19 protein-coding genes are annotated in these 19726 nt (G+C 72.2%); 11 read left to right on the top strand and 8 right to left on the bottom strand.

Features of this window, described 5'->3' with window-relative positions; genetic code table 11:
* Positions 1 to 28: 28 nt before the first annotated feature.
* Both ACLQ2S_RS12470 and ACLQ2S_RS12465 read right to left on the bottom strand, forming a co-directional pair.
* Positions 29 to 391, bottom strand: coding sequence for an STAS domain-containing protein (locus tag ACLQ2S_RS12470; RefSeq protein ID WP_425701713.1), 363 nt, complete (start codon positions 389 to 391; stop codon positions 29 to 31).
* 74 nt (positions 392 to 465) lie between these two features.
* On the bottom strand, positions 466 to 849 hold the full coding sequence (locus ACLQ2S_RS12465; RefSeq protein ID WP_425701712.1) for an STAS domain-containing protein: 384 nt from the start codon (positions 847 to 849) through the stop codon (positions 466 to 468).
* A gap of 210 nt (positions 850 to 1059) precedes the next feature.
* Here ACLQ2S_RS12465 and ACLQ2S_RS12460 point away from each other — a divergent pair, with 210 nt between their 5' ends.
* The 3 genes from ACLQ2S_RS12460 (at position 1060) to ACLQ2S_RS12450 (ending at position 4416) form a co-directional block, all read left to right on the top strand.
* Entirely contained in the window at positions 1060 to 2814 is a 1755-nt protein-coding gene (locus ACLQ2S_RS12460) for a PP2C family protein-serine/threonine phosphatase (RefSeq protein WP_309223577.1), read from the top strand.
* Positions 2811 to 3842, top strand: a complete 1032-nt coding sequence (locus ACLQ2S_RS12455; RefSeq protein ID WP_309223578.1) for a cobalamin B12-binding domain-containing protein — start codon at positions 2811 to 2813, stop codon at positions 3840 to 3842. The genes ACLQ2S_RS12460 and ACLQ2S_RS12455 overlap by 4 nt, the downstream gene beginning before the upstream one ends.
* A gap of 127 nt (positions 3843 to 3969) precedes the next feature.
* Entirely contained in the window at positions 3970 to 4416 is a 447-nt protein-coding gene (locus tag ACLQ2S_RS12450) for a response regulator (RefSeq protein ID WP_155220326.1), read from the top strand.
* Positions 4417 to 4437: 21 nt separating this feature from the next.
* On the opposite strand, the gene ACLQ2S_RS12445 is transcribed toward ACLQ2S_RS12450, so the two are convergent.
* The 3 genes from ACLQ2S_RS12445 to ACLQ2S_RS12435 form a co-directional block, all read right to left on the bottom strand.
* Positions 4438 to 5304 (bottom strand): hypothetical protein, encoded by an 867-nt coding sequence (locus ACLQ2S_RS12445; RefSeq protein WP_309223579.1) that lies wholly within the window; start codon positions 5302 to 5304, stop codon positions 4438 to 4440.
* Positions 5305 to 5663: 359 nt separating this feature from the next.
* Entirely contained in the window at positions 5664 to 6086 is a 423-nt protein-coding gene (locus ACLQ2S_RS12440) for an OsmC family protein (RefSeq protein WP_155220328.1), read from the bottom strand.
* Between the two features lie 60 nt (positions 6087 to 6146).
* Entirely contained in the window at positions 6147 to 7094 is a 948-nt protein-coding gene (locus ACLQ2S_RS12435; protein ID WP_155220330.1) for a serine/threonine-protein kinase, read from the bottom strand.
* A 165-nt stretch (positions 7095 to 7259) separates the two neighbouring features.
* Between ACLQ2S_RS12435 and ACLQ2S_RS12430 the strand changes: the two genes are divergently transcribed.
* The 7 genes from ACLQ2S_RS12430 (at position 7260) to ACLQ2S_RS12400 (ending at position 15298) form a co-directional block, all read left to right on the top strand.
* Entirely contained in the window at positions 7260 to 7484 is a 225-nt protein-coding gene (locus ACLQ2S_RS12430; protein WP_425701711.1) for a hypothetical protein, read from the top strand.
* A 115-nt stretch (positions 7485 to 7599) separates the two neighbouring features.
* A complete protein-coding gene (locus ACLQ2S_RS12425; protein WP_425701710.1) occupies positions 7600 to 8343 on the top strand; it encodes a response regulator transcription factor in 744 nt (247 codons plus the stop codon).
* A gap of 17 nt (positions 8344 to 8360) precedes the next feature.
* A complete protein-coding gene (locus tag ACLQ2S_RS12420; protein WP_155220427.1) occupies positions 8361 to 9818 on the top strand; it encodes a sensor histidine kinase in 1458 nt (485 codons plus the stop codon).
* 196 nt (positions 9819 to 10014) lie between these two features.
* Positions 10015 to 10164, top strand: a complete 150-nt coding sequence (locus tag ACLQ2S_RS12415) for a hypothetical protein (protein ID WP_155220336.1) — start codon at positions 10015 to 10017, stop codon at positions 10162 to 10164.
* A 9-nt stretch (positions 10165 to 10173) separates the two neighbouring features.
* Complete coding sequence (locus tag ACLQ2S_RS12410) at positions 10174 to 11676, top strand: class I SAM-dependent methyltransferase (RefSeq protein ID WP_230462741.1); 1503 nt, start codon at positions 10174 to 10176, stop codon at positions 11674 to 11676.
* 50 nt (positions 11677 to 11726) lie between these two features.
* On the top strand, positions 11727 to 13763 hold the full coding sequence (locus tag ACLQ2S_RS12405; RefSeq protein WP_309223582.1) for a sulfatase-like hydrolase/transferase: 2037 nt from the start codon (positions 11727 to 11729) through the stop codon (positions 13761 to 13763).
* A gap of 251 nt (positions 13764 to 14014) precedes the next feature.
* On the top strand, positions 14015 to 15298 hold the full coding sequence (locus tag ACLQ2S_RS12400) for a citrate synthase (RefSeq protein ID WP_155220338.1): 1284 nt from the start codon (positions 14015 to 14017) through the stop codon (positions 15296 to 15298).
* A 121-nt stretch (positions 15299 to 15419) separates the two neighbouring features.
* On the opposite strand, the gene ACLQ2S_RS12395 is transcribed toward ACLQ2S_RS12400, so the two are convergent.
* From ACLQ2S_RS12395 to ACLQ2S_RS12385, 3 genes are all read right to left on the bottom strand, one after another.
* Positions 15420 to 16094 (bottom strand): fasciclin domain-containing protein, encoded by a 675-nt coding sequence (locus ACLQ2S_RS12395; protein WP_425701709.1) that lies wholly within the window; start codon positions 16092 to 16094, stop codon positions 15420 to 15422.
* Positions 16095 to 16177: 83 nt separating this feature from the next.
* Positions 16178 to 18274, bottom strand: coding sequence for a M14 family zinc carboxypeptidase (locus tag ACLQ2S_RS12390; protein ID WP_425701708.1), 2097 nt, complete (start codon positions 18272 to 18274; stop codon positions 16178 to 16180).
* A 121-nt stretch (positions 18275 to 18395) separates the two neighbouring features.
* Positions 18396 to 19052 (bottom strand): response regulator transcription factor, encoded by a 657-nt coding sequence (locus ACLQ2S_RS12385; RefSeq protein WP_309223580.1) that lies wholly within the window; start codon positions 19050 to 19052, stop codon positions 18396 to 18398.
* Between the two features lie 167 nt (positions 19053 to 19219).
* On the opposite strand from ACLQ2S_RS12385, the gene ACLQ2S_RS12380 reads away from it, so the two are divergent.
* Complete coding sequence (locus ACLQ2S_RS12380; protein ID WP_155220342.1) at positions 19220 to 19666, top strand: hypothetical protein; 447 nt, start codon at positions 19220 to 19222, stop codon at positions 19664 to 19666.
* The last annotated feature ends 60 nt before the right edge of the window (positions 19667 to 19726 follow it).

Raw genomic sequence — 19726 nt, 5'->3', positions numbered from 1 at the left:
GGGCCACCCCTCGGGTGGCCCGGCCGGCTCAGCCGGCCGCCGGCACGTCGCTGTCCCCGACGACGTCGGATCCGGTGGCCGGCGGAAGCTCCAGCAGGTCGGCGAGGCCGGTGCGGTCCAGCAGGTGGCGCAGCGCGGCGTTGACACCGGTCAGTCGCAGCGGCGCCGAGCCGCCTCGATGCGCCAGCACGAAGGCGCTGAGCCCGGAGGAGTCACACAGACCCACCCCGGTGAGATCGATGACCAACTGCCGGTAGCCGTCGCGGCGCAGCGCGTCGACGGCGTCGACGAGCTCCGGCGCGCTGTCGAAGTCCAGGTCGCCGGTCAGCCGCAACTCGGCCCGCCCCGCGTCGCGCCGGTCGATCTCGATGACCAACAGCTGTGCCGACATGACTTCATGCTCCCAGGACGCCGACCGGGCGCAAGTCGCGGGGTGGGACAGGCGGCGGTGCCGAGGAGACGTCGCTACGCGGTGGCCGGAGACTGGTCGTCGGGCGCGGCGTCGGTGGGCTCGCGGGCCAGCAGGCCGGTGACCCCGGTCATGTCGAGGATGGCCTGGAGGAACCGGGGGACCGCGCGCAGCCGCAGCCGGGTGTCCCGCTGCTGCCCCTCACGCCAGGCGTGCACGATCACGCTGAGTCCGGTGCTGTCGACGAACTGGAGGCCGCCGAAGTCGAGCACCAGCGTGGCCGGGGCGGTGCTCACGATCTGGTCGATCTCGCGCCGCAGCGACTCGGCGGAGGCGTACGCGAGGTCACCGGCGACCCGGATCACGGGTGCGTCGGGGTCGGACCGGTCGACGGACACGCTCAGCGGCGAGGTCTCGGGTCTGCGACCGTGGGACAGCAACGATCACGCCTTCCGCAGGTGGCGGGCGGGCAGGGGCGCTCGGATCGTAACAACGTCGAGCTGAGCCGCGTGTCAGGCGGTCGTCAGCGTCCGACGGCCGCCTCAGCCGGGTGGCACCACCCGCCAAGCCGCGTAGGCTGGGTGCGGGACATGACCAAGCAGGCCGCTCGACGCGGCTGCGGAACGCGACAAGGAGCGAGGCTCAAGCTGGTGACAGGTGCCGACGTCAGGGACCTCGACCCCGGCGACGGACGGTCTTCCACACCGAGTGTCGCCCGGGCCCCGGCCTGGCGCGCGTCCACCTCCCGTCCGGCTGCCGGGCTGCCCGCGCTGGACCGGCCCCAGGGCCAACTCGCCGCCGACTGGCCCGACGTCGCCGAGCATCTCCGCGAAGGCGTGGTGGTGTGCGGCCCGGACGGTACGGTCCGGTACCTCAGCCCGGTGGCGCAGCGGCTGCTGCCGGAAGTGGTCGTCGGCGGCACCCTCGCGGTGGTCGAGCGGCTCGCCTCGGCAGATCCACACCTGCGCCATCACGGCCGACGGTTGCGGGTGCGTCGGGTCGCCCTGTCCGCCGGGCGGAGCTGCTGGTACGTCGAGGACGTCAGCGACAGCGAACAGCGGGCCGAGGAACTGGCCGCCGAGCGGGCCAGGTCGTCCTTCCTGGCCGTGGTCGGCGACAAGCTGGGCAACCCGCTGCACCCGGATCGGGCCGCCGCCGCGGTGGTCCGCCTCGCCGTACCCACCCTGGCGGAGGTGGCGGTGCTGGTGTTGGCACCCCGCTCCGGCCGGGCCCGATGGTGGCGTGCCCGCCAGGGCCCGGACGCCACGCCCACCGTCGACCACGGCGTACTCGGCGCGACGGAACTTCCCCCGGCGATCGCCGAGAGCCTGCGGGGCACCCAGCCGCAGACCGTGGACTGGCTGGTCGAGCAGAGCATCGACGCGGGTTGGCTGCCCGGTGTCGCCGCCACCGAGGTGGCTGCCCGCCTGGTGCCGTTGCCGGGCCGGGACGGGCCCGCCGGGGTGCTGCTGGTCGCGCGGGGATCGGGTGACTGGTACGGCGAGGACGACGTCGACCTGGTCCGCGCCTTCGCCGGCCGGGCCGGTGCGGCGTTGACCACCGCGCTGCTCTACCGCGAGCAGGCCGAGGTGGCCGACATGTTGCAGGCCAGTTTGCTGCCCGTCGAGCCGACACCGGCACCGGGTGTGCAGTGGGGTACGGCGTACCGCCCGGCGCAGGCCAGTCTGCGCATCGGCGGTGACTTCTACGGCTCGCACCGGCTGCCCGACGGCGGTTCGGTGTTCTACCTCGGCGACGTCTCCGGCAAGGGGGTCGAGGCGGCGGTCTTCACCGGGCAGCTGCGTCAGTGTCTGCACGCGTTGCACCGGGTCGAGCACCAGCCCGCCAAGCTGTTGCGGCTGCTCAACGACGCCCTGCTGGAGACGACCCTGGCGCACGGTCAGGGTCGGTTCGCCACCATGGTGCTGGGGGTGGTCCGTCCTGACCGCGACGGTGGCCTGTCGCTGACACTGGCCGGCGGGGGGCACCTGCCGCCGCTGGTGTTGCGTAACTCCGGCGAGGTGGAGCAGGTGCCGCTGAACGGCATGCTCATCGGCGTGGTGCCGGACCCACGGATCGGCCAGGTCACCACCCGGCTGGCCCCGGGCGAGACCTGCCTGCTCTACAGCGACGGAGTCACCGAGGCGCGGGGCGGGCGGCGGGGTGAGGAGCTGCTCGGCACCGATCGCCTGATCCAGGCGCTCGACGGGTGTCACCGGATGCCGGCACCCGCGCTGGCCGAGCGGATCGAGCAGATCACCTGCGACTGGCTGGCCCAGCGGGACCACGACGACATCGCGGTGCTGGCGCTGCGCGCCGCCGGAGCGGGTGGCCGCCCCCAGCGGCACCTGCACGCGGTCCCGACAGCGGTCGAGTCGCAGCCGCAGGAGAGGATCGCCCGGTGACCACCGCGACGAGGGACACCGTGCCCGGGGCCGTCTACCAGGATTACCTGCACTGTCTGGCCGAGGCCGACGAGTACGGCGCGATCGAGGTGGCCCGCGGACTGCTCGCCACCGGCGTGGCCGCCGATCGCGTCCTGCTGGAACTCGTGGCACCGGCGCAGGCCGAGGTGGGGGAGCGGTGGGCCCGCAACGAGTGGAGCGTGGCCCAGGAGCACGCGGCGACGCACATCAGCGAACGGGTGGTGGCGGCGGTCGCCGCGTACGCGGACGTCCGTCCGACCCGCCCCCGGATCGTGGTGGCCTGCATGGACGGCGAGTGGCACGCGCTGCCGGCGCGGCTGGTCGCCGAGGTGCTCCGGCTGCGCGGTTGGCAGGTCACCTTCCTGGGCGCCAGCGTCCCGGCCGCCCACCTGATGTCGTATCTGCACCGGTACGACGCCCACGCGGTGGCGCTCGCCTCCGCGCTGCCGATGCGGTTGCCCCACGCGCACCGGATGATCGAGGCGTGCCGGCGTTCGGACGTGCCGGTCCTGGTCGGCGGGCGGGGCTTCGGCACGGACGGCCGGTGGGCGCGGCGGCTCGGCGTGCCGTGGGCCGCCAACGCCGTCGACGCCGCCGCCCTGCTCGACGACGAGCGGGCCCTGCGCGCGTCGACACCGGCGGCCCTGGCGCACCTGGGCGACGACGAGTACGCCGGTCTGGTCAACCGTCGTGGCGAGCTGATCGACTCGGCGCTGGTCGAGTTGGCGCGGCAGTTCCCGGCCATCGGCGGCTACCGGCCCGCCCAGCTGGACTCGACGATCAGCGACCTCGGGTACATCCTCGACTTCCTGGCCGCCGCGCTCTACGTCGACGACGGATCGCTGTTCGCCGAGTTCATCGAGTGGCTGGCCACCATCCTGGACAGCCGTGGGGTGCCGGCCGCGACGGTGGACGCCGCGCTGGCTCACTACGGGCGGGTGTTGCACGACTTTCCCCGGGCGGTGGAGCACCTCCAGGGTGGCCGCGCGGTGCTGTCGGCAGGTTGACCGAACCGGGCGCGACCCGGCTGCGACACGCCGGACCCCGGCGGACACCGACCGTCCGACGATGGGCTAGATTTCCGCCAGCGCGGGGCCGGCAGGTTCCGTCCTGGCCGACCTGAGGCAGGTAGAGATGGGCGCACACACCCTCGCTCCGGTTCGTATTCTCGTCGTCGACGACGACCCGGGCGACGTGCTCATGATCGAGGAAGCGCTGGCCACCTCGGACGTCGAGAAGGTGATCGACGTGGTCGGTGACGGCCAGGAGGCGATGGAGTTCCTCCGCCGCGAGGGCCGTCACAGCGACGCGCAGCGGCCGGACGTGATCCTGCTCGACCTCAACATGCCGAGGATGGACGGGCGTCAGGTGCTCGGAGAGGTGAAGGGCGACGAGGATCTGCGGACCATCCCGATCGTCGTGCTCACCACCTCGAACGCGGACACCGACATCATCAGCAGCTACACGTTGCAGGCCAACGCGTACGTGACCAAGCCGATCGACCTGGACGACTTCAACGACGTGGTGCACCGCATCGACGAGTTCTTCGGTCGGGTGGTGGTGTTGCCCAAGCGGAGCTGAGTCGCCGTCTCCGGCTTCGGCTCAGGTCAGTGCCGCCACGACGGTCGCGGCCCGCTCCTCGTGCTGGGCGTAGGCGTACGGGTAGGCGGAGATCTGCACGGCCTGGGCGGCCAGGGTCAGGCTCATCTGCTGCCAGCCGGGCACCTCCAGCAACGCCTCGTAGAACGCGCGGGCCGCGTACGCCGGCCGCATCAGGTCCCGTACGGTGCCCCACCCGCTGCTGGGCCGCTGCTGGAACAACCCGACGGAGTCGTGGTCCCAGCCGATGGCCTGGTGCGGGTAGTTCTGCGACTCGGGCAGCACGCCGCTGGCGTAGTTGAGCAGGGTGCTCTCCTGCATCGCGGTGGCGACCGCGATCACCAGCCCCTGGCGGGGGATCTGCATGTCGACGCCGACGTCCACGATCGTCTTGGCGTTGTCCATCTGTGCCTGGCTGAGCCCGGCGACCGGCCGGGGGCGCGGTGGCTTGGTGGGGGCCTTCTTCTTCGTCGCCTTCGGCTTGGGACTGGCCGACGGCTTGGCGGTCGGGGAGGCCGACGGGCTGGCGCTGGTCGACGGCGGCGTGGGGCTGCGGTCGAGGGATCGGGAGGCGGCCTCGTCCTGGGCGGCCAGGGCGCGGTCGGTGAGTGCCTCGGTCACCTGCCGTGGCGGTGCCTGCTCGCCGTCGGACCGGGTCGCCACCACGGCGGTCGCGCCGAGGCAGCAGGTCACACCGGTGGCCAGGGCGACCCGGACGGGGGTGGAGGTGAGCGCCGCGCGAAGGCCGCGACGTGGCGTCGGTACGGCGCGATGTCGCCCCATCGGCTGTTCGGTGGAGGGATGATCGGCCGATGGGGTAGCCGATGCTTCGGGGGTCAGCGTCTGGTCGATGTCGTCGTCGGGATGCACCCGCCGAGGCTAGAAAGTCAACGGCCGACTGCCATCGGCCCGGTTGGTGGCATGCGCCACATTTTGTGGCTATCCGCCAGGTGATTCTCCGTGGCGAGTATCAAACCGGAGGAGTATCTCTTGTCCGTCCCAGGGTAAATATCCGAAATACCCCTACAAAACAGGGCTAAAACTGGATCTTGCGGGCCGTTGTGGGTGCTGCCGGTGGCCTCCCCCGAACGGACGACGCGAGGTCGACCCGGCCGTGCGCCCGGGTGGGACGGTCGGGCCACACCGCCGATGATCCGCCTGGTACGGCGGCGTCCGACAGGCGGGGCGCTCCGGCGACGGCGACGAGCGCGCGACGCGCGCTCCCGGGATCAGTGTCGGCCGTTCTCCGCCGGGCTGACGGTGAGCCGGTGCCGCCCGTCGTCGACGCTGGAGAACGGCCACAGTCGGTCGGCGTGCTCGACCAGTTCGGCGAGCTGCTGTCGACTCAGCCCCACCGACGAGATCGAGGCGTGCACGTCGGCCCGGTACCGGCCGTCGTCGTCGCGTCCGAGTTTCGCCTCCGCGCGTACCTGCACGGTGTGCGCCTCGTCGGTGATGCCGCTGGCCGCCTCGACTGCCGCGTGGTGCAGGCAGGACGCGAACGCGGCGGCCAGCAGCTGCGACGGGGTCAGCCCGGTGCAGTGCGGTGCCAGCGGCGAGGCGAGGGCGGTCGACAGCGCCTCGTCGTCGGTGTGGATGTGACCGCCCTCGGCGGTCGCGGCGGCAACCTCGTTCAGCCAGGAACTCGGCATCGCGTTCCTCCCGTCACTCCCCGCCCGGCTACCCGGGGCCGGTCGGGTGAAACCGGGGAATCACCCGCCGTGCCGACTCCATACCGCGCCGGCCGCGGCCTCGGTGACCTCGGCCGCCGCGCGATCCGTCCACGGGCTGACCACCGGCCGTCGCTGCCGTGGCATCAGCGGCTCGTGCATCGGCACGTACACCCGGGCGTCGACCGCCTCGGCCAGCAGCAGCGCGGCCACCAGGCTGCTCGGCCGCCGGGTCGGGTCGTCGGCGAGGCAGCGCAGGCACAAATCGGCCACCTCGGTGGGCAGCCCGGGCAGGTCGGGCAGGGGGCGCGGCGCCTGGCGTCTCTGCCGTCCGAGCAGCTGAGCGACGGTGTCCGCCGCGTGCGGCAGGCGTCCCGCGAGGCAGTAGTAGAGCAGGACGCCGAGGGCGTAGATATCCGCCGCCGGGGTCACCGGTGCCCGGTGCAGCTGCTCGGGCGCCAGGTACGCGGGCGTACCGACCACGACGCCGTCGGGCGCGGTGTCGGCGGCACCGGCCGGGGAGGCGATGCCGAAGTCGAGCACCTTCACCCCGGACGGGGTGAGCATCACGTTGGCCGGCTTGATGTCCCGGTGCACGATGCCGTGGGCGTGTGCCGCGGCCAGCGCGGCGCTCACCTCCGCACAGACGCGCACCGCGATCCGCCAGTCCAGCGGGCCGGCCCGCAGGTGTGCGGCCAGGTTCTGCCCCTCGGCCAGCTCCATCACGATGTACGGCAGTTCCTGCCCCACCCCGGTGCCGCAGGTGCCGAAGTCGTGCACGCTGGCCACGTTCGGATGGACCAGGCGGGCCGCGGAACGGGCCTCGTCGCGGATCCGCTCCACCGCGGCCGTACCGTCCGGTTGACCGGGCAGGACCAGCTTCACCGCCACCGGGCGGTCCAGCACCGTGTCGTGTGCCCGCCACACCTCGGACATCCCGCCGATGCCGATGCGCCGTTCGAGCCGGTAGCGCCCGTCCAGCGTACGCATCGACCGCCTCCTGTCCTCGTGGTGCTCCACCCTTGGCGTGCGACACCGTGGCCTCGGCACGGTACCCCACCTCCGATCAGGGCAAACCCGCCTCGGACGGCGGCTGGTGCGTTAGCGTGCGAGCCGGGACGCCCGACGCACCGGGCGAGCTGGAGGCCGATCGTGATGAGTGAGGTGACCGTACGTTTCGTTGGTGGTCCGGCCCACGACCTGGTCCGGTCGTTGCCGGCCGGTCCGGACGGCACTCCGCCACGGCTATGGGTGCTGCGTCGGCCGCAGGAGGCGCCGACGTCGGCGGCCGACCACCTCTACGTGCGGCAACGACCCGACGGATCGGGTACCTGGTCCATGCGCTTCGTCCGTACCGATCCGGTCGGCGTGACCGAGTGATCCCGTGCCGACCCCGTCCGGCAGTGACCACGGCGGCCCGTCCGGCCGTGACCACACAGCCGGCACACAGCAGCCGCACAAGTGGGATCCAGTACGCGGCACCACCATGAGAACCATGACCATCGAGGGGGAGGCCACGCCGGGCCGGGTGGAGCTGCGGCGGCCGAACGGTGAACCGGTCCGGGTGCTGGTCGTCGACGACGAGCCGACCCTGACCGATCTGCTGTCCATGGCGTTGCGCTACGAGGGCTGGCAGGTGCGTACCGCAGGAGACGGCATGGCCGCGGTGCGCGTGGCCCGGCAGTTCCGACCGGACGCGGTGGTGCTCGACGTGATGCTGCCCGACCTGGACGGCTTCCAGGTGTTGCGCAGGCTGCGGGCGGACAACGAGACCGTGCCGGTGCTCTTCCTGACCGCCCGGGACGCGGTCGAGGACCGCGTCGCCGGGCTGACCGTCGGCGGCGACGACTACGTGACCAAGCCGTTCAGCCTGGAGGAGGTCATCGCGCGGCTGCGCGCGCTGCTGCGGCGCTCCGGCTTCACGGTGGCCCGGCCGGACGCGGTGCTCACCGTCGGCGACCTCACCCTCGACGAGGACAGCCACGAGGTGCGCCGGGACGGCCGGCTGATCAACCTGACCGCCACCGAGTTCGAGCTGCTGCGCTACCTGATGCGCAACCCCCGACGGGTGCTGAGCAAGGCGCAGATCCTCGACCGGGTGTGGAACTACGACTTCGGCGGCCAGGCCAACGTCGTCGAGCTGTACATCTCGTACCTGCGGAAGAAGATCGACGCCGGTCACCAGCCGATGATCCACACGCTGCGCGGGGCCGGGTACCTGCTCAAGCCGGCCGAGTGACCGGCGTGCGTCGCTGGCTGGCGGGTTGGTCCCTGCGGGCCCGCCTGGTGGTCACCCTGGTGGCGCTGCTCGCCGTGGTCAGCCTCGCCATCGGCGGTTTCACCACCGTGGCGCTACGCCAGTTCCTGATCTCCCGGGTGGACGAGCAGCTCAGCTTCACGTCCGGCGGCCGGCCCGCCGTGGTCTGGGAACCCGGTCGCGGCCTCGGAGCCTGGGGTGACGTGCGGGTGCCGCGCGGCTTCCCGCCCGGCACCATCAGCGCGCAGGTCGTCGACGGCCGGGTCACCGAGGCGTGGACGCTGGTCGGTCGGCAGGAGCAGGCGGTACCGGTCGACGAGGTGGGTCGGCTGGCGACGGTCCCCACCGACGGTCGGGCCCACACCCTCAGCCTGGGGGAGCGGGGCAGCTACCGGGTGGTGGCCCGGCGGACGGTGACCGGGGCCGTGCGGGTGCTCGGCGTGCCGCTGGCCGACGTGCAGGACACCGTCTGGGCGATGGTGGCCGCCCAGGCCGGGATCACCGTCGTCGGGCTGCTCCTCGCCGGGGGTACCGGAGCGATGATCATCCGGGCCACGCTGCGTCCGCTGCGGCGGGTCGCCGCCACCGCCGCGCGGGTCAGCGAGTTGCCGCTCGACCGGGGCGAGGTGGCGCTCTCCGAGCGGGTTCCGGCCGCCGACACCGATCCACGTACCGAGGTCGGACAGGTCGGCTCCGCGCTCAACCGGCTGCTCGGTCACGTCGCCGCCGCGCTCGCGGCCCGACAGGCCAGCGAGACCCGGGTACGCCAGTTCGTCGCCGACGCCAGCCACGAACTGCGTACGCCGCTGGCCGCGATCCGTGGTTACGCCGAGGTGGCGCGTCGGGGGCGCGACGAGGTCCCGCCCGACGTGGCCCACGCCCTGCGCCGGGTCGAGTCGGAGAGCGCCCGGATGACCAGCCTCGTCGACGACCTGCTGCTGCTGGCCCGGCTGGACTCCGGTCGCCCGCTCGCGGTCGAGTCGGTCGACCTCACCGCGCTGGTCGTGGACGCGGTCAGCGACGCGCACGTGGCCGGCCCCGAGCACCACTGGCAGCTCGACCTGCCCGACGAGGTGGTCCGCGTACCCGGCGACCCCGAGCGACTGCACCAGGTGCTGGCCAACCTGCTGGCCAACGCCCGGGTGCACACCCCACCCGGCAGCACCGTCACCACCAGCCTGCGGCGAGCCGACGACGCGGTGGCGCTCAGCGTCACCGACGACGGCCCCGGCATTCCCCCCGAGCTGCGACCCGAGGTGTTCGAACGCTTCGCCCGGGGGGACGGCTCCCGGTCCCGCGCGCACGGCAGCACCGGCCTCGGCCTGGCCATCGTCGCCGCCGTGGTGGCCGCGCACCGGGGCACCGTCACCCTGACCTCCCGCCCGAACCACACCGAGTTCACCCTCCACCTCCCCACCACCCCGCCCCGCACTGACGCACCCACCCCACCGCGTTGATCAAGAAGTTTTGGTCGCCCAGGGAGATCACCTTGGACGAAAACTTCTTGATCGACGTGGAGGAAAGCGCGGTTGTGCCCGACAGGGGAGAGTCGGCGGCGTACGGTGGCATAAGTCCGGCATGGCCCGCTCGCATCGTGAATGTGAGTAATGGCGCTGATGTCGGAGTCGTGACGGCAGAGGGAAGGAGCGGTCGGTGAACCACCTGGCCTACCTGGACGCGGGATCCGGCAGCCTGATCGTGCAGGCGGTGGTCGGCGGGATCGCCGGGGTCGCGGTGGCGGCCAAGCTCTACTGGCGCAGACTCGTCAGCCGGTTCCGCCGCCAGCCCACCGACCAGAGCTGACCCGACGCGATGGTGTCTCCACACCTGGGCCGGTCGACCCGACCGGCCCCGCTCGACATCGACCCCCAACCGGCCCCGCTCGACGTCGACCCCCGACCGGAGCCCGGTTCCTTCCGCGACCCGGCCAACCGGGTGTTCCACGCCGGCGACGACGTGCTGCGCGCGCTCGACCGGACCGCCGCCGCCCACTGGCGGGCCCTCGCCGCCAGCAGCTTCTTCCCGCCACTGCTCGCCGCCGGCAAGGTCTGCGGCACCGAGGAGGTGCCGACCGGGTCGCCGTGGCGGGAACTGCCGACCCACTCGTCCTCGTCGGACTGGGCGACGGTGCTGCGCCACGAGCGCGTCCCGTTCGTGTCGCATCCGTACGAGTGGTCCTTCGCGATGCTGCGCGACGCCGCGTTGCTACACCTGGAGATCCTCCGGGACGCCATGGCGGAGGGCTTCACCACCAAGGACGGCTCGGCGTACAACCTCCAGTGGCGTGGCACCGAGCCGATCTTCATCGACGTCGGGTCCTTCGTCCCGCTGCGCGACGGTGAACCCTGGGCCGGTTACCGGCAGTTCTGCCAGACACTGCTCTACCCGCTGATGCTCGGTGCCCACCTGGGGCTGGCGTTCCAGCCCTGGCTGCGGGCCCAGGTCGACGGCATCTCCCCGGAACAGATGGGTCCGCTGTTCCGGGGCACCCGCCGACTGCTGCCCGGCGTGCTCACCCATGTCCACCTGCACGGCTCCGTGCAGCGCCGCAGCGCCGCCACCAGCACCGCCGACGTACGCGCCCAGCTGCGCGACGCCGGCTACACCCGGGAGCTGGCCCTGGCCACCGCGCGAGGGCTGGAGAAGCTCGTACGCCGTCTGGACCACCAGCCGCCGTCCACGCACTGGGTCGACTACCAGCAGACCTGCGGCTACTCCGGCGACGACCGGGCGGGCAAGGAACGCTTCGTGGTCGACGCGCTGAGCTGCGCCGACCGGCGTCGACTCGTGCTCGACCTGGGTGCCAACGACGGCCGGTACGCCCGCCTCGCCGCCCGGCACGCCGACTACGTGGTCGCCGTCGAGCAGGACCCGTCGGTGGTCGACCGGCTGTATCGCACCCTGCGAGGTGAGGGCCAGCGGCGGGTGCTGCCGTTGGTGATGGACCTGGCGGACCCGTCGCCGGGCGGCGGCTGGCGGGGGATCGAGCGGGCCTCGTTCGCCGCGCGGGCCGAAGCGGACACCGTGCTCGCCCTGGCCCTGGTGCACCACCTGGCGATCGGGCGTAACGTGCCGCTGCCGGAGGTGGTGGACTGCCTCGCCGGTCTCGTCGCGCCCGGCGGCCGGCTGGTGGTCGAGTTCGTCCACCCGGAGGACCCGATGGCGGCCCGGCTGCTGGCCAACAAGCCCGACGGCATCTTCCCCGACTACCGACGGGACGCCTTCGAGGCGCTGCTCGCCGAGCACGGCATCGTGGAAGACCGGCTCGAACTGCCCTCGGGCACCCGCACCCTGTACCGGGTGACCCTTCGGTGACCGACCGTCCCGTCGCCGAGGCCGGCGACGCCGGGACCAACGACGGCCCGGTGTCGCAGGCTGGCGCCGCCGGGCAGCCGGTCGACCGCCGCCGGTGGTGGGGGTGGGACGGCTGGCGGGCCGAGGGCCGCCGACTGCTGGAGCTGACCGCGCTGGTCGGGCTGGTGGTCACCCAGCCGCTGCTGGACGTCCTGGGCCGCAGTCCGGACTTCTTCCTGTTCCACCGGGCCGACCGGGGCGAGATCCTGTTGCTGGTGGCCCTGGTCGCGGTGGTGCCGACGGTGGCTCTCGGGCTGCTCGGGCTGCTCGCCAATCTGGCCGACGGCGCGGCGCGGCGGGCGACCCACAGCCTGCTGTTCGGGCTGCTGATCGCCGCGCTGGCGGTGCAGGTGGGTCGGCACACCACACCGCTGCGCGGCGTACCGTTGCTGCTGGCGGCGTCGGCGGTCGGTGCCGCCGCAGCCGTCGCCCACCGGCGGTGGACGGCGCTCGGCCGGGTGGTGCGGTTCGCGGCCGTCGGACCACCGATCTTCGTGGGGTTGTTCCTGTTCGCCTCGCCCACCGGACCGGTGGTGCTGCCGATCGGTGACGGCGGCGTGGCCGGCACCGCGACCGGCAACCGGCACCCGCCGGTGGTCATGCTGATCCTCGACGAGCTGCCGCTGGTCTCCCTGCTCGACGCCGCCGGTGGCATCGACGCGACCCGGTTCCCGCACTTCGCCGAGTTGGCCGCCGCCTCGACCTGGTACCGCAACGCGACCGGGGTCAGCGGCTGGACGCCGTACGCGTTACCGGCGATGCTGACCGGCCGCTACCCGACGGAACCGTCCGCGCCGCACTACTCGCACCACCCGGACAACCTCTTCACCGCCCTCGGCGGCCTGTACGACATCCGCGCCGAGGAGAGCATCGCCCGGCTCTGCCCACCGAGCCGCTGCGAGCAGCCGGTCACCCCGGAACAGGGGATCGGCGTGCTGGTCCGGGAGACGGGCAAGCTGCTGCGTCAGGTCACCGCGCCGTACGACAGCCGGATCGACCCGGAGAACGCCTACCGGGAACGCACCGCCGAGGAAGTCGGCATCGACGCCGCCGAGCCGGTGCCGACCGACCCGAAGTTCCGCTGGGACAGCCTCAACGTCAACCAGCCGGCCCGGTTCACCGCGTTCCTCAACGGCCTGACCCCCTCGCCTCGCCCGACCCTGCACTTCCTGCACCTGTTGATGCCCCACTCGCCGTGGGCGTTCCTGCCGTCCGGGGCGCGGTACGAGGCACCGGAGGACTTCCCCAACGAGGGTGACGGCTGGGTGGACCTGGCTCGGGCCCGGCACCTCGCCCAACTCGGCTACACCGACCGGCTGATCGGCGAGACGATGCGTACGCTGCGCGCCACCGGGCTGTGGGACGAGGCGCTCGTGGTGGTCACCGCCGATCACGGGGTCAGCTTCACCAAGGGGGTGCAGGGGCGCGGCGAGGACGCGATCCGGGCCGCCGCCGACGAGGTGGCCTGGGTGCCGCTGTTCGTCAAGTCACCAGGCCAGCGGGTCGGGCGGGTCGACGACCGCAACTGGGAACACGTCGACCTGCTGCCCACGGTCGCCGACGAGGCCGCCGTCCGACTGCCCTGGCCGGTCGACGGTCGGTCCGCCCGGCAGACGCCCCGCACGGAGGCGGGCAAGGTGTTCTACGACCAGCCCGCCCAACCGATCTCGATCGGCGGTGGGGTGCCGTCGGCGTCACCACCGGCGGCCCCGCACCGGCTGGTCGGCACCGCCGTGGGCGCGGTGCCGACAGTGGGCAGCGCCCGGGTCGGCGGGCTGAACGCCTTCCGCGCCGTCGACCCCGACGCGGGCGTGCTGCCCGGCATGATCTGGGGCACCGTGGACGAGGACGTCGCCGACGGCACCGAACTGGCGGTGGCCGTCAACGGCACCGTCGCGGCGGTGGTCCCCGTGGTCGCCCCGGACCCGGGCGGCCGGCGCTTCGCGGCGCTGCTCGCCGACGACCGGCTCTTCCGGGCCGGTGCCAACCGCCTCGACCTCTACCTGGTCGGCGACGACGGCGGGCTGCGGCAGCTGTCGATCTCCTGACCGGTCCGCCCTCACCGGGCTGGCGCGTGCAGTCCCGGTCCACTGTCGCGGGCGGATCGTCCGCCGGTTCCACGCTACGTGCGTATTTCGTACCCGTCTGTGCCGGTCGTCGGGGTTTCCCGGCGCTTCGGTCGGGAATCGGGTGACGCATGCCTCACCGCTGAACCACGAGGAGCGGTGTTGCCGCAACCGCAATTACGGTAGAAGCGAAGGCAATTCAACGTAGATCTGCCGGCGAAGCGAGGAACCACATGACGGAAGTCAAGCTCGATCACCCCGGCGGGCAGCTGTCGATGCCGGTACATTCCGCGGTCGAGGGCCCCGCCGGTGTCGGTGTGAGCAAGCTGCTCAAGGAAACCGGCCTGACGACGTACGACCCCGGGTTCGTCAACACCGCCGCCTGTTCGTCCGCCATCACCTACATCGACGGTGACGCGGGCATCCTGCGCTACCGCGGCTACCCCATCGAGCAGCTGGCCGAGAAGAGTTCCTTCCTGGAGGTCTCCTACCTGCTGATCTACGGTGAGCTGCCGACCACCCAGCAGCTCACCGAGTTCACCGAGCGGATCCGCCGGCACTCGCTGCTGCACGAGGAGATGCGGCGCTTCTTCGACGGCTTCCCCCGGGAGGCCCACCCGATGGCGGTGCTCTCCTCGGCCGTCAGCGCCATCTCCACCTTCTACCAGGACAGCCTCGACCCGTTCGACGCCGAGCATGTCGAGATGTCCACCGTCCGGCTGATGGCGAAGGTTCCGACCATCGCCTCGTACGCGTACAAGAAGTCGATCGGGCAGCCGCTGCTCTACCCGGACAACTCGCTGGGCTACGTGGAGAACTTCCTCCGCATGACGTTCGGCGTGCCGGCGGAGCCGTACGACGTCGACCCGGTGGTCGCCCGGGTGCTGGACATGCTCTTCGTGCTGCACGCCGACCACGAGCAGAACTGCTCCACCTCGACGGTGCGGCTGGTGGGCTCCAGCAACGCCAACCTGTTCGCCTCGGTCTCGGCCGGGGTCAACGCGCTGTTCGGTCCGCTGCACGGCGGCGCCAACCAGGCGGTGCTGGAGATGCTGGAGCGGATCCAGGCCGACGGTGGTGACGTGCAGTCGTTCGTCCGCAAGGTGAAGGACCGCGAGGACGGCGTCAAGCTGATGGGCTTCGGCCACCGGGTCTACAAGAACTACGACCCGCGGGCCGCGATCGTGAAGCAGGCGGCGCAGGACGTGCTCGGCCGGATGGCCAAGCCGGACCCGCTGCTGGACATCGCGATGCAGCTGGAGGAGATCGCCCTCGCCGACGACTTCTTCGTCTCGCGCAAGCTCTACCCGAACGTGGACTTCTACACCGGCCTGATCTACAAGGCCATGGGCTTCCCGACGAAGATGTTCACGGTGCTGTTCGCCCTGGGTCGGCTGCCGGGCTGGATCGCCCAGTGGCGCGAGATGATCAACGACCCGGAGACCAAGATCGGTCGCCCGCGGCAGGTCTACACCGGCGCTACCGAGCGGAACTACCTCCCCGTCGAGCAGCGCTGACCCGATGTAAGGAAGGGCACCTTGTTAACGCCTGCTGTATAGGAAGGGCCCCTTCCTAACGCGTCACGCGACGACGGCCGCCGCACCCGGATCACCCGGGTACGGCGGCCGTCGTCGTTCCCTAGTGCGCTGGGTGGCCGTCGTCGTCCTGACCCGCGGTGGTCGGCAGGTCGCCGAGCACCGCGTTGATGACGTGGATCCGGGCACCGACGGCCCGGTAGTCGGCGCACACCGTCTCGGCCCGGTCGTCGAGGCGGGCCCCCTGCCCCACGCCGGTGACGGACAGGCGGGTGCCGGCGACGGTGGTCACCGTGCCGGCGGCGACCAGGTCCGCCACCGGCAGCGCCCCGGCGACCAGATGGTCGCGCACCAGGCCGCGCAGTTCGTCGGTGTCGCGCAGGAGCAGTTCGTCGAGGGTGGTCCGGGAGAACTTGGCGGCGAAGGCATCGTCGGTGGGAGCCAGAACGGTCACCTCGCCCGTCAGCTCCTCGGCCAGGCCGGTGGCGCGTACCGCCGCCTCGAAGGTGGTGAGCACGGGAATCCACTGGAGAGCCCGGTCGGCGGGCTGGTCGACGAGCGAGGCGGGATCACCCGGCTCACCGTCGCTGGGCAGCAGGTCGCACAACGGCCCGGTCACGGTCACGGTGGCCAGCGTGCCGTCGCCCGCGCCGGTCGCCCCGGTCGCCCCGGTCGTGCCGGTCGTACAGCCGGTGAGCAGCGTCGAGGCCAGGGCGATACCGGTCAGCAGGATCCGGCGCGCCGGTGGCCGTGGGGCCGCGAGGTCGGAGTCGGTCACGGTCGCTCCACGTGTGTCAGGGGCGTACCGGTGGGCCGGCGGGGGTCCGGCCCACCGGTACGCAGGGGGTGGGGTTCAGTGGGTCACAGGCGTGCGCACTGGTGCGACCGTGGGCCGCTGACCGCGTTGGCGACCGCCAAACTGACCGGCGCGACGGCGTTGCCGGCGCAGCCCAACGGGCCGTTGACCGTGTTGCCGGCCAGCAGCGGGGCCCCGCCCGTGCCGTCGACCACGTTGACCGGGCCGCTGATCTGGTTGCCGACCAGCAGGACCGGGCCGGTGGTGCCGGTGACGTTCACCGGGCCGTTGACGGTGCCGGCGGTCAACACGAATCCGGCCGCGCCGCTGGCGTCCACCGGGCCGTTGATCGAGCCGCCGTTGACGATCAGGGTCGCGCCGGGCTGGACCCGGACCGGACCCCGGACGGTGGCGTCGGACAGGCACGCCACCCCGCTGATCGTCAGCGGACCGTTGTGCGTACCGGTCAGCGTCGGCGCGACCCGTTCCCCGGCGACCAGGCCCTCGGCGGCCTGCCCGTCGAGCAGCAGCGGCACCAGTCCCCGCTCCGGCTGCGACAGCGGTACGAGATACCCGTCGGCCACCTTGACCACCGCCCAGCCGTGCGCGGCGAGCCGTTGCGCCACAGTGGTCTGCCGTCCGGCCGGGCCGTCGGAGCGTGCGCCGTGGTACTGCTCCTCGGTCAGCTTGTACGCGCACGGCGGCTGCTCCAGGATCTGGTCCTGCCGGGGAGCGTCCAGCGGCGGCGGCGTGTCACCCGGGTGCGGGGCCGGGTACGCCTCGATCGGGCGGGAGCCCCGGAAGACGATCCGGCCGGTGTTGGCGGACTGGAACGTGATCGCCTCGGCCCGGGTGGCGGTGAGGGCACCGAGGTTCGCGCCGTGGTACGCCATGAACTGGTGGAACGTCCACAGTGCCGAGTAGGTCTTGCGGCGGCGGTTGTTGGCGGTGTTGCCCTCGTCCGGCCGGGTCGGCCCACCCGAGCTGCGCAGCTCCAGCAGCGAGTTGACCACGTTCTTCAGCCCGAGGGTGTTGCGCAGGATGGTCTCCTCGCCCAGGCCCACGTTGGCCCCGGTGCATCCGTACGGGCAGGCCCACCAGCCGGCCTTGGCGCCCTGGGTGTACATGTGACCCTCGATCATGTCCTGCGACCGGTCGAAGATCCCCTGCGCCACGTTCTGGTGCCGGGGCGGCAGCATCGGCAGGTCACCGGTGTTGGTGTTGCCGTACTCGTGACCGTCGTAGCTGGCGATCGGCCGGTAGTCGCGGACCATCTCCACGAACGCCTGGGTCTCCGGCTGGCGGATCAGCGAGTAGTCCCGGTTGAGGTCCTGGCCGGTGGAGTTGCCCCGGCTGTTGGCCGCCCGGCCGTCGCCGTTGATGGTCGGCACGATCAGCATGGTGGTCTTCGACAGCAGGCCGAGCGTGGCCGGGTCGTCGGTGAACGCCAACTGCCGGGCCATGATCAGGCACGCCTCGCGGTCACCTGGCTCGTTGCCGTGCACGTTGCAGTTGACCACGAGCGGGTTCGTCGCGGCCACCGCCTCCGGGGTGGCGGGCGGGGTGGGATAGCCGATGACGAACATGTTGATCGGGCGGCCCTGCACGGTGCGGCCGATCTCGACCACGCGTACCCGGTCGCTCAGCTCGTCGATCGCGGCGGTGTAGGCGTACTCGTTGATGTCGGTGGTGTACTGCGCGCCCAGCGTGTCCTCCCACTGGGTGCGCAGCCCCTGCCCGGGGATGTCCGGGTCGCCCCAGTGCGGCCGGGTGGTGTCGCTGACCGGTGCGGAGAAGGGCTGCGCGTCGCTGCCGAGCCGGGCGCGGACCCGCCACTGGAACCGGTTGCCGGGGGCGAAGCCGGCGTCGGCGAAGGTCGGCTCCGAGTTGTTGATCTGACGGTTCGGCCGCCACAGGCCGACGATCACGGACGCGCCGGTGGCGCTACCGTCCTCGGCGACGGGGGTGCGCTCGATCTGGTAGTCGGTGGCCCCGTCGACCGGGGTCCACGCCAGCGTCGCGTATCCGTCGCCCTGGACGACCGTGAGGCCCTGCACCTGGTTCGGCTCCGCCTGCTGGGCCTGGGCGGGTTGGGCGGTCGCCGCAAGGACGACCGCGAGCAGAGCGGAGAAGACACCGGCCGTTGTCCGTCTGTATCTCAAGGGGATCTCCAAACAGGAGGGATGGCTGGGGTACGCACAGCACACCCGCCCTGACCGGGCCACGGGGCCGCGAGCTGGGATTCTTGAGAATGCTCTGAGGTTGCGTTTACTGAGTGGTGAGTCAGCTGACCCGGAGGCGGTAGCCGACTCCGCGTACCGTCTCCACCAGACGCGGGTCGTCGAGCTTGCCGCGCAGCGCCGCCACGTGCACGTCGAGGTTGTGCCGGGTCGCCCAGGTGGTCTGCCAGACCTCGAGCTGCAACCGGTCCCGAGGCACCACCGTGCCCGCCTGCCGGGCCAGCGCCACCAGCAGGTCGAACTCCTTGCGGGACAGACCGACCTCACGGTCGCCCAGCCACACCCGCCGGGCGTCCACGTCGATGCGCAGCGCGCCGACCCGCAACGTGGTCACCGGCCGGACGGTGCGGGCGGTGCGCCGCATCACCGCCTCGATGCGGGCCTGCAACTCCACCATCGAGAACGGTTTGACCACGTAGTCGTCGGCACCGGCACGCAGCCCGGCCACCCGGTCGTGTTCCTCGCCGCGGGCGGTCACCGCGATGATCGCGACTCCCTCGTCGTGCTGGCGGATCCGGCGACAGACCTCCAGCCCGTCCCGGTCGGGCAGATTCATGTCGAGCAGCACGAGATCGACCGGATCGGCCTCGACCGCCTCGGCGGCCGTCACCGCCTGGAGCACGTCGTGCCCGCGCCGCCGCAACGCCGAGGCGAGACCCGCCGAGACGCGCAGGTCGTCTTCCACCAGGAGCACCCGCACCCGCGCCCTCCACAGACCTAGCCGTCGCCGGATGCCTGCGAGTGTGTCGGATGCGAAGCCGCGCTGACCAGTGCGGATACAAGATCGTAACGACAGAGTGAACTGTCCGAACGGGCATGGCGGGCTCTGGTGGTCACCAGCTACCGGGCAAGCGGTACGGTGCGCGTATGAGTCAGCAGGTTCAGGCCCGCCCGCTGTCACTCGGCGGGCGGATGGTGCTGGCGGCCCAACTGCTGCTGCTGACCGCCGCACTGGTCGGCAGCCTCGGCGTGTTGCTCGCGGCCGCATCGCGGGTCGGTGACCTTCCCGCACTGCTGGACCCGGGGCTGGAACGGTTGGGTGATCCGAAGGACTCCCTGCCGCCGCTCGGCCCCGACTCGGCGTGGAACCCGCTGCTCTGGGTCTTCGAACTCAGCCGCGTGGTGGCGATGTTCGTCTGGCCGCTCGCCACGGTGGCCGTGCTGCTCGGGGCGGTGGCCCTCGTCCGCACCTGGCGGGTCGGCGACCGGCAGACGTTTCGCCGGCTCACCGTCGGCACGGCGCTGTGGTGCGCGACGGCGGTTGTCGCGCTGACCCCCTACGGCACCCAACTGCACCGCTGGCTGCTCGACTGACATCTGCCCGGCAGGCGACCCCGACCCGGGTCGGGGCCGGGTCGGGGCCGTGGCCACGCG

The organism is Micromonospora sp. DT48 (assembly GCF_049844495.1).
In the GTDB taxonomy this organism is placed as follows: Bacteria; Actinomycetota; Actinomycetes; order Mycobacteriales; family Micromonosporaceae; genus Micromonospora.
The sequence above is the reverse complement of the archived record's forward strand: the minus strand, read 5'-3'. Positions and strand labels throughout refer to the sequence as shown.

What these genes read in the sequence shown, in the direction of transcription:
- ACLQ2S_RS12470 (WP_425701713.1), bottom strand. Translation starts at nt 391, where the DNA reads ATGTCGGCACAGCTGTTGGTCATCGAGATCGACCGGCGCGACGCGGGG.
- ACLQ2S_RS12450 (WP_155220326.1), top strand. Translation starts at nt 3,970, where the DNA reads ATGGGCGCACACACCCTCGCTCCGGTTCGTATTCTCGTCGTCGACGAC.
- ACLQ2S_RS12440 (WP_155220328.1), bottom strand. Translation starts at nt 6,086, where the DNA reads ATGCCGAGTTCCTGGCTGAACGAGGTTGCCGCCGCGACCGCCGAGGGC.
- ACLQ2S_RS12435 (WP_155220330.1), bottom strand. Translation starts at nt 7,094, where the DNA reads ATGCGTACGCTGGACGGGCGCTACCGGCTCGAACGGCGCATCGGCATC.
- ACLQ2S_RS12430 (WP_425701711.1), top strand. Translation starts at nt 7,260, where the DNA reads ATGAGTGAGGTGACCGTACGTTTCGTTGGTGGTCCGGCCCACGACCTG.
- ACLQ2S_RS12425 (WP_425701710.1), top strand. Translation starts at nt 7,600, where the DNA reads ATGACCATCGAGGGGGAGGCCACGCCGGGCCGGGTGGAGCTGCGGCGG.
- ACLQ2S_RS12410 (WP_230462741.1), top strand. Translation starts at nt 10,174, where the DNA reads ATGGTGTCTCCACACCTGGGCCGGTCGACCCGACCGGCCCCGCTCGAC.
- ACLQ2S_RS12400 (WP_155220338.1), top strand. Translation starts at nt 14,015, where the DNA reads ATGACGGAAGTCAAGCTCGATCACCCCGGCGGGCAGCTGTCGATGCCG.
- ACLQ2S_RS12380 (WP_155220342.1), top strand. Translation starts at nt 19,220, where the DNA reads ATGAGTCAGCAGGTTCAGGCCCGCCCGCTGTCACTCGGCGGGCGGATG.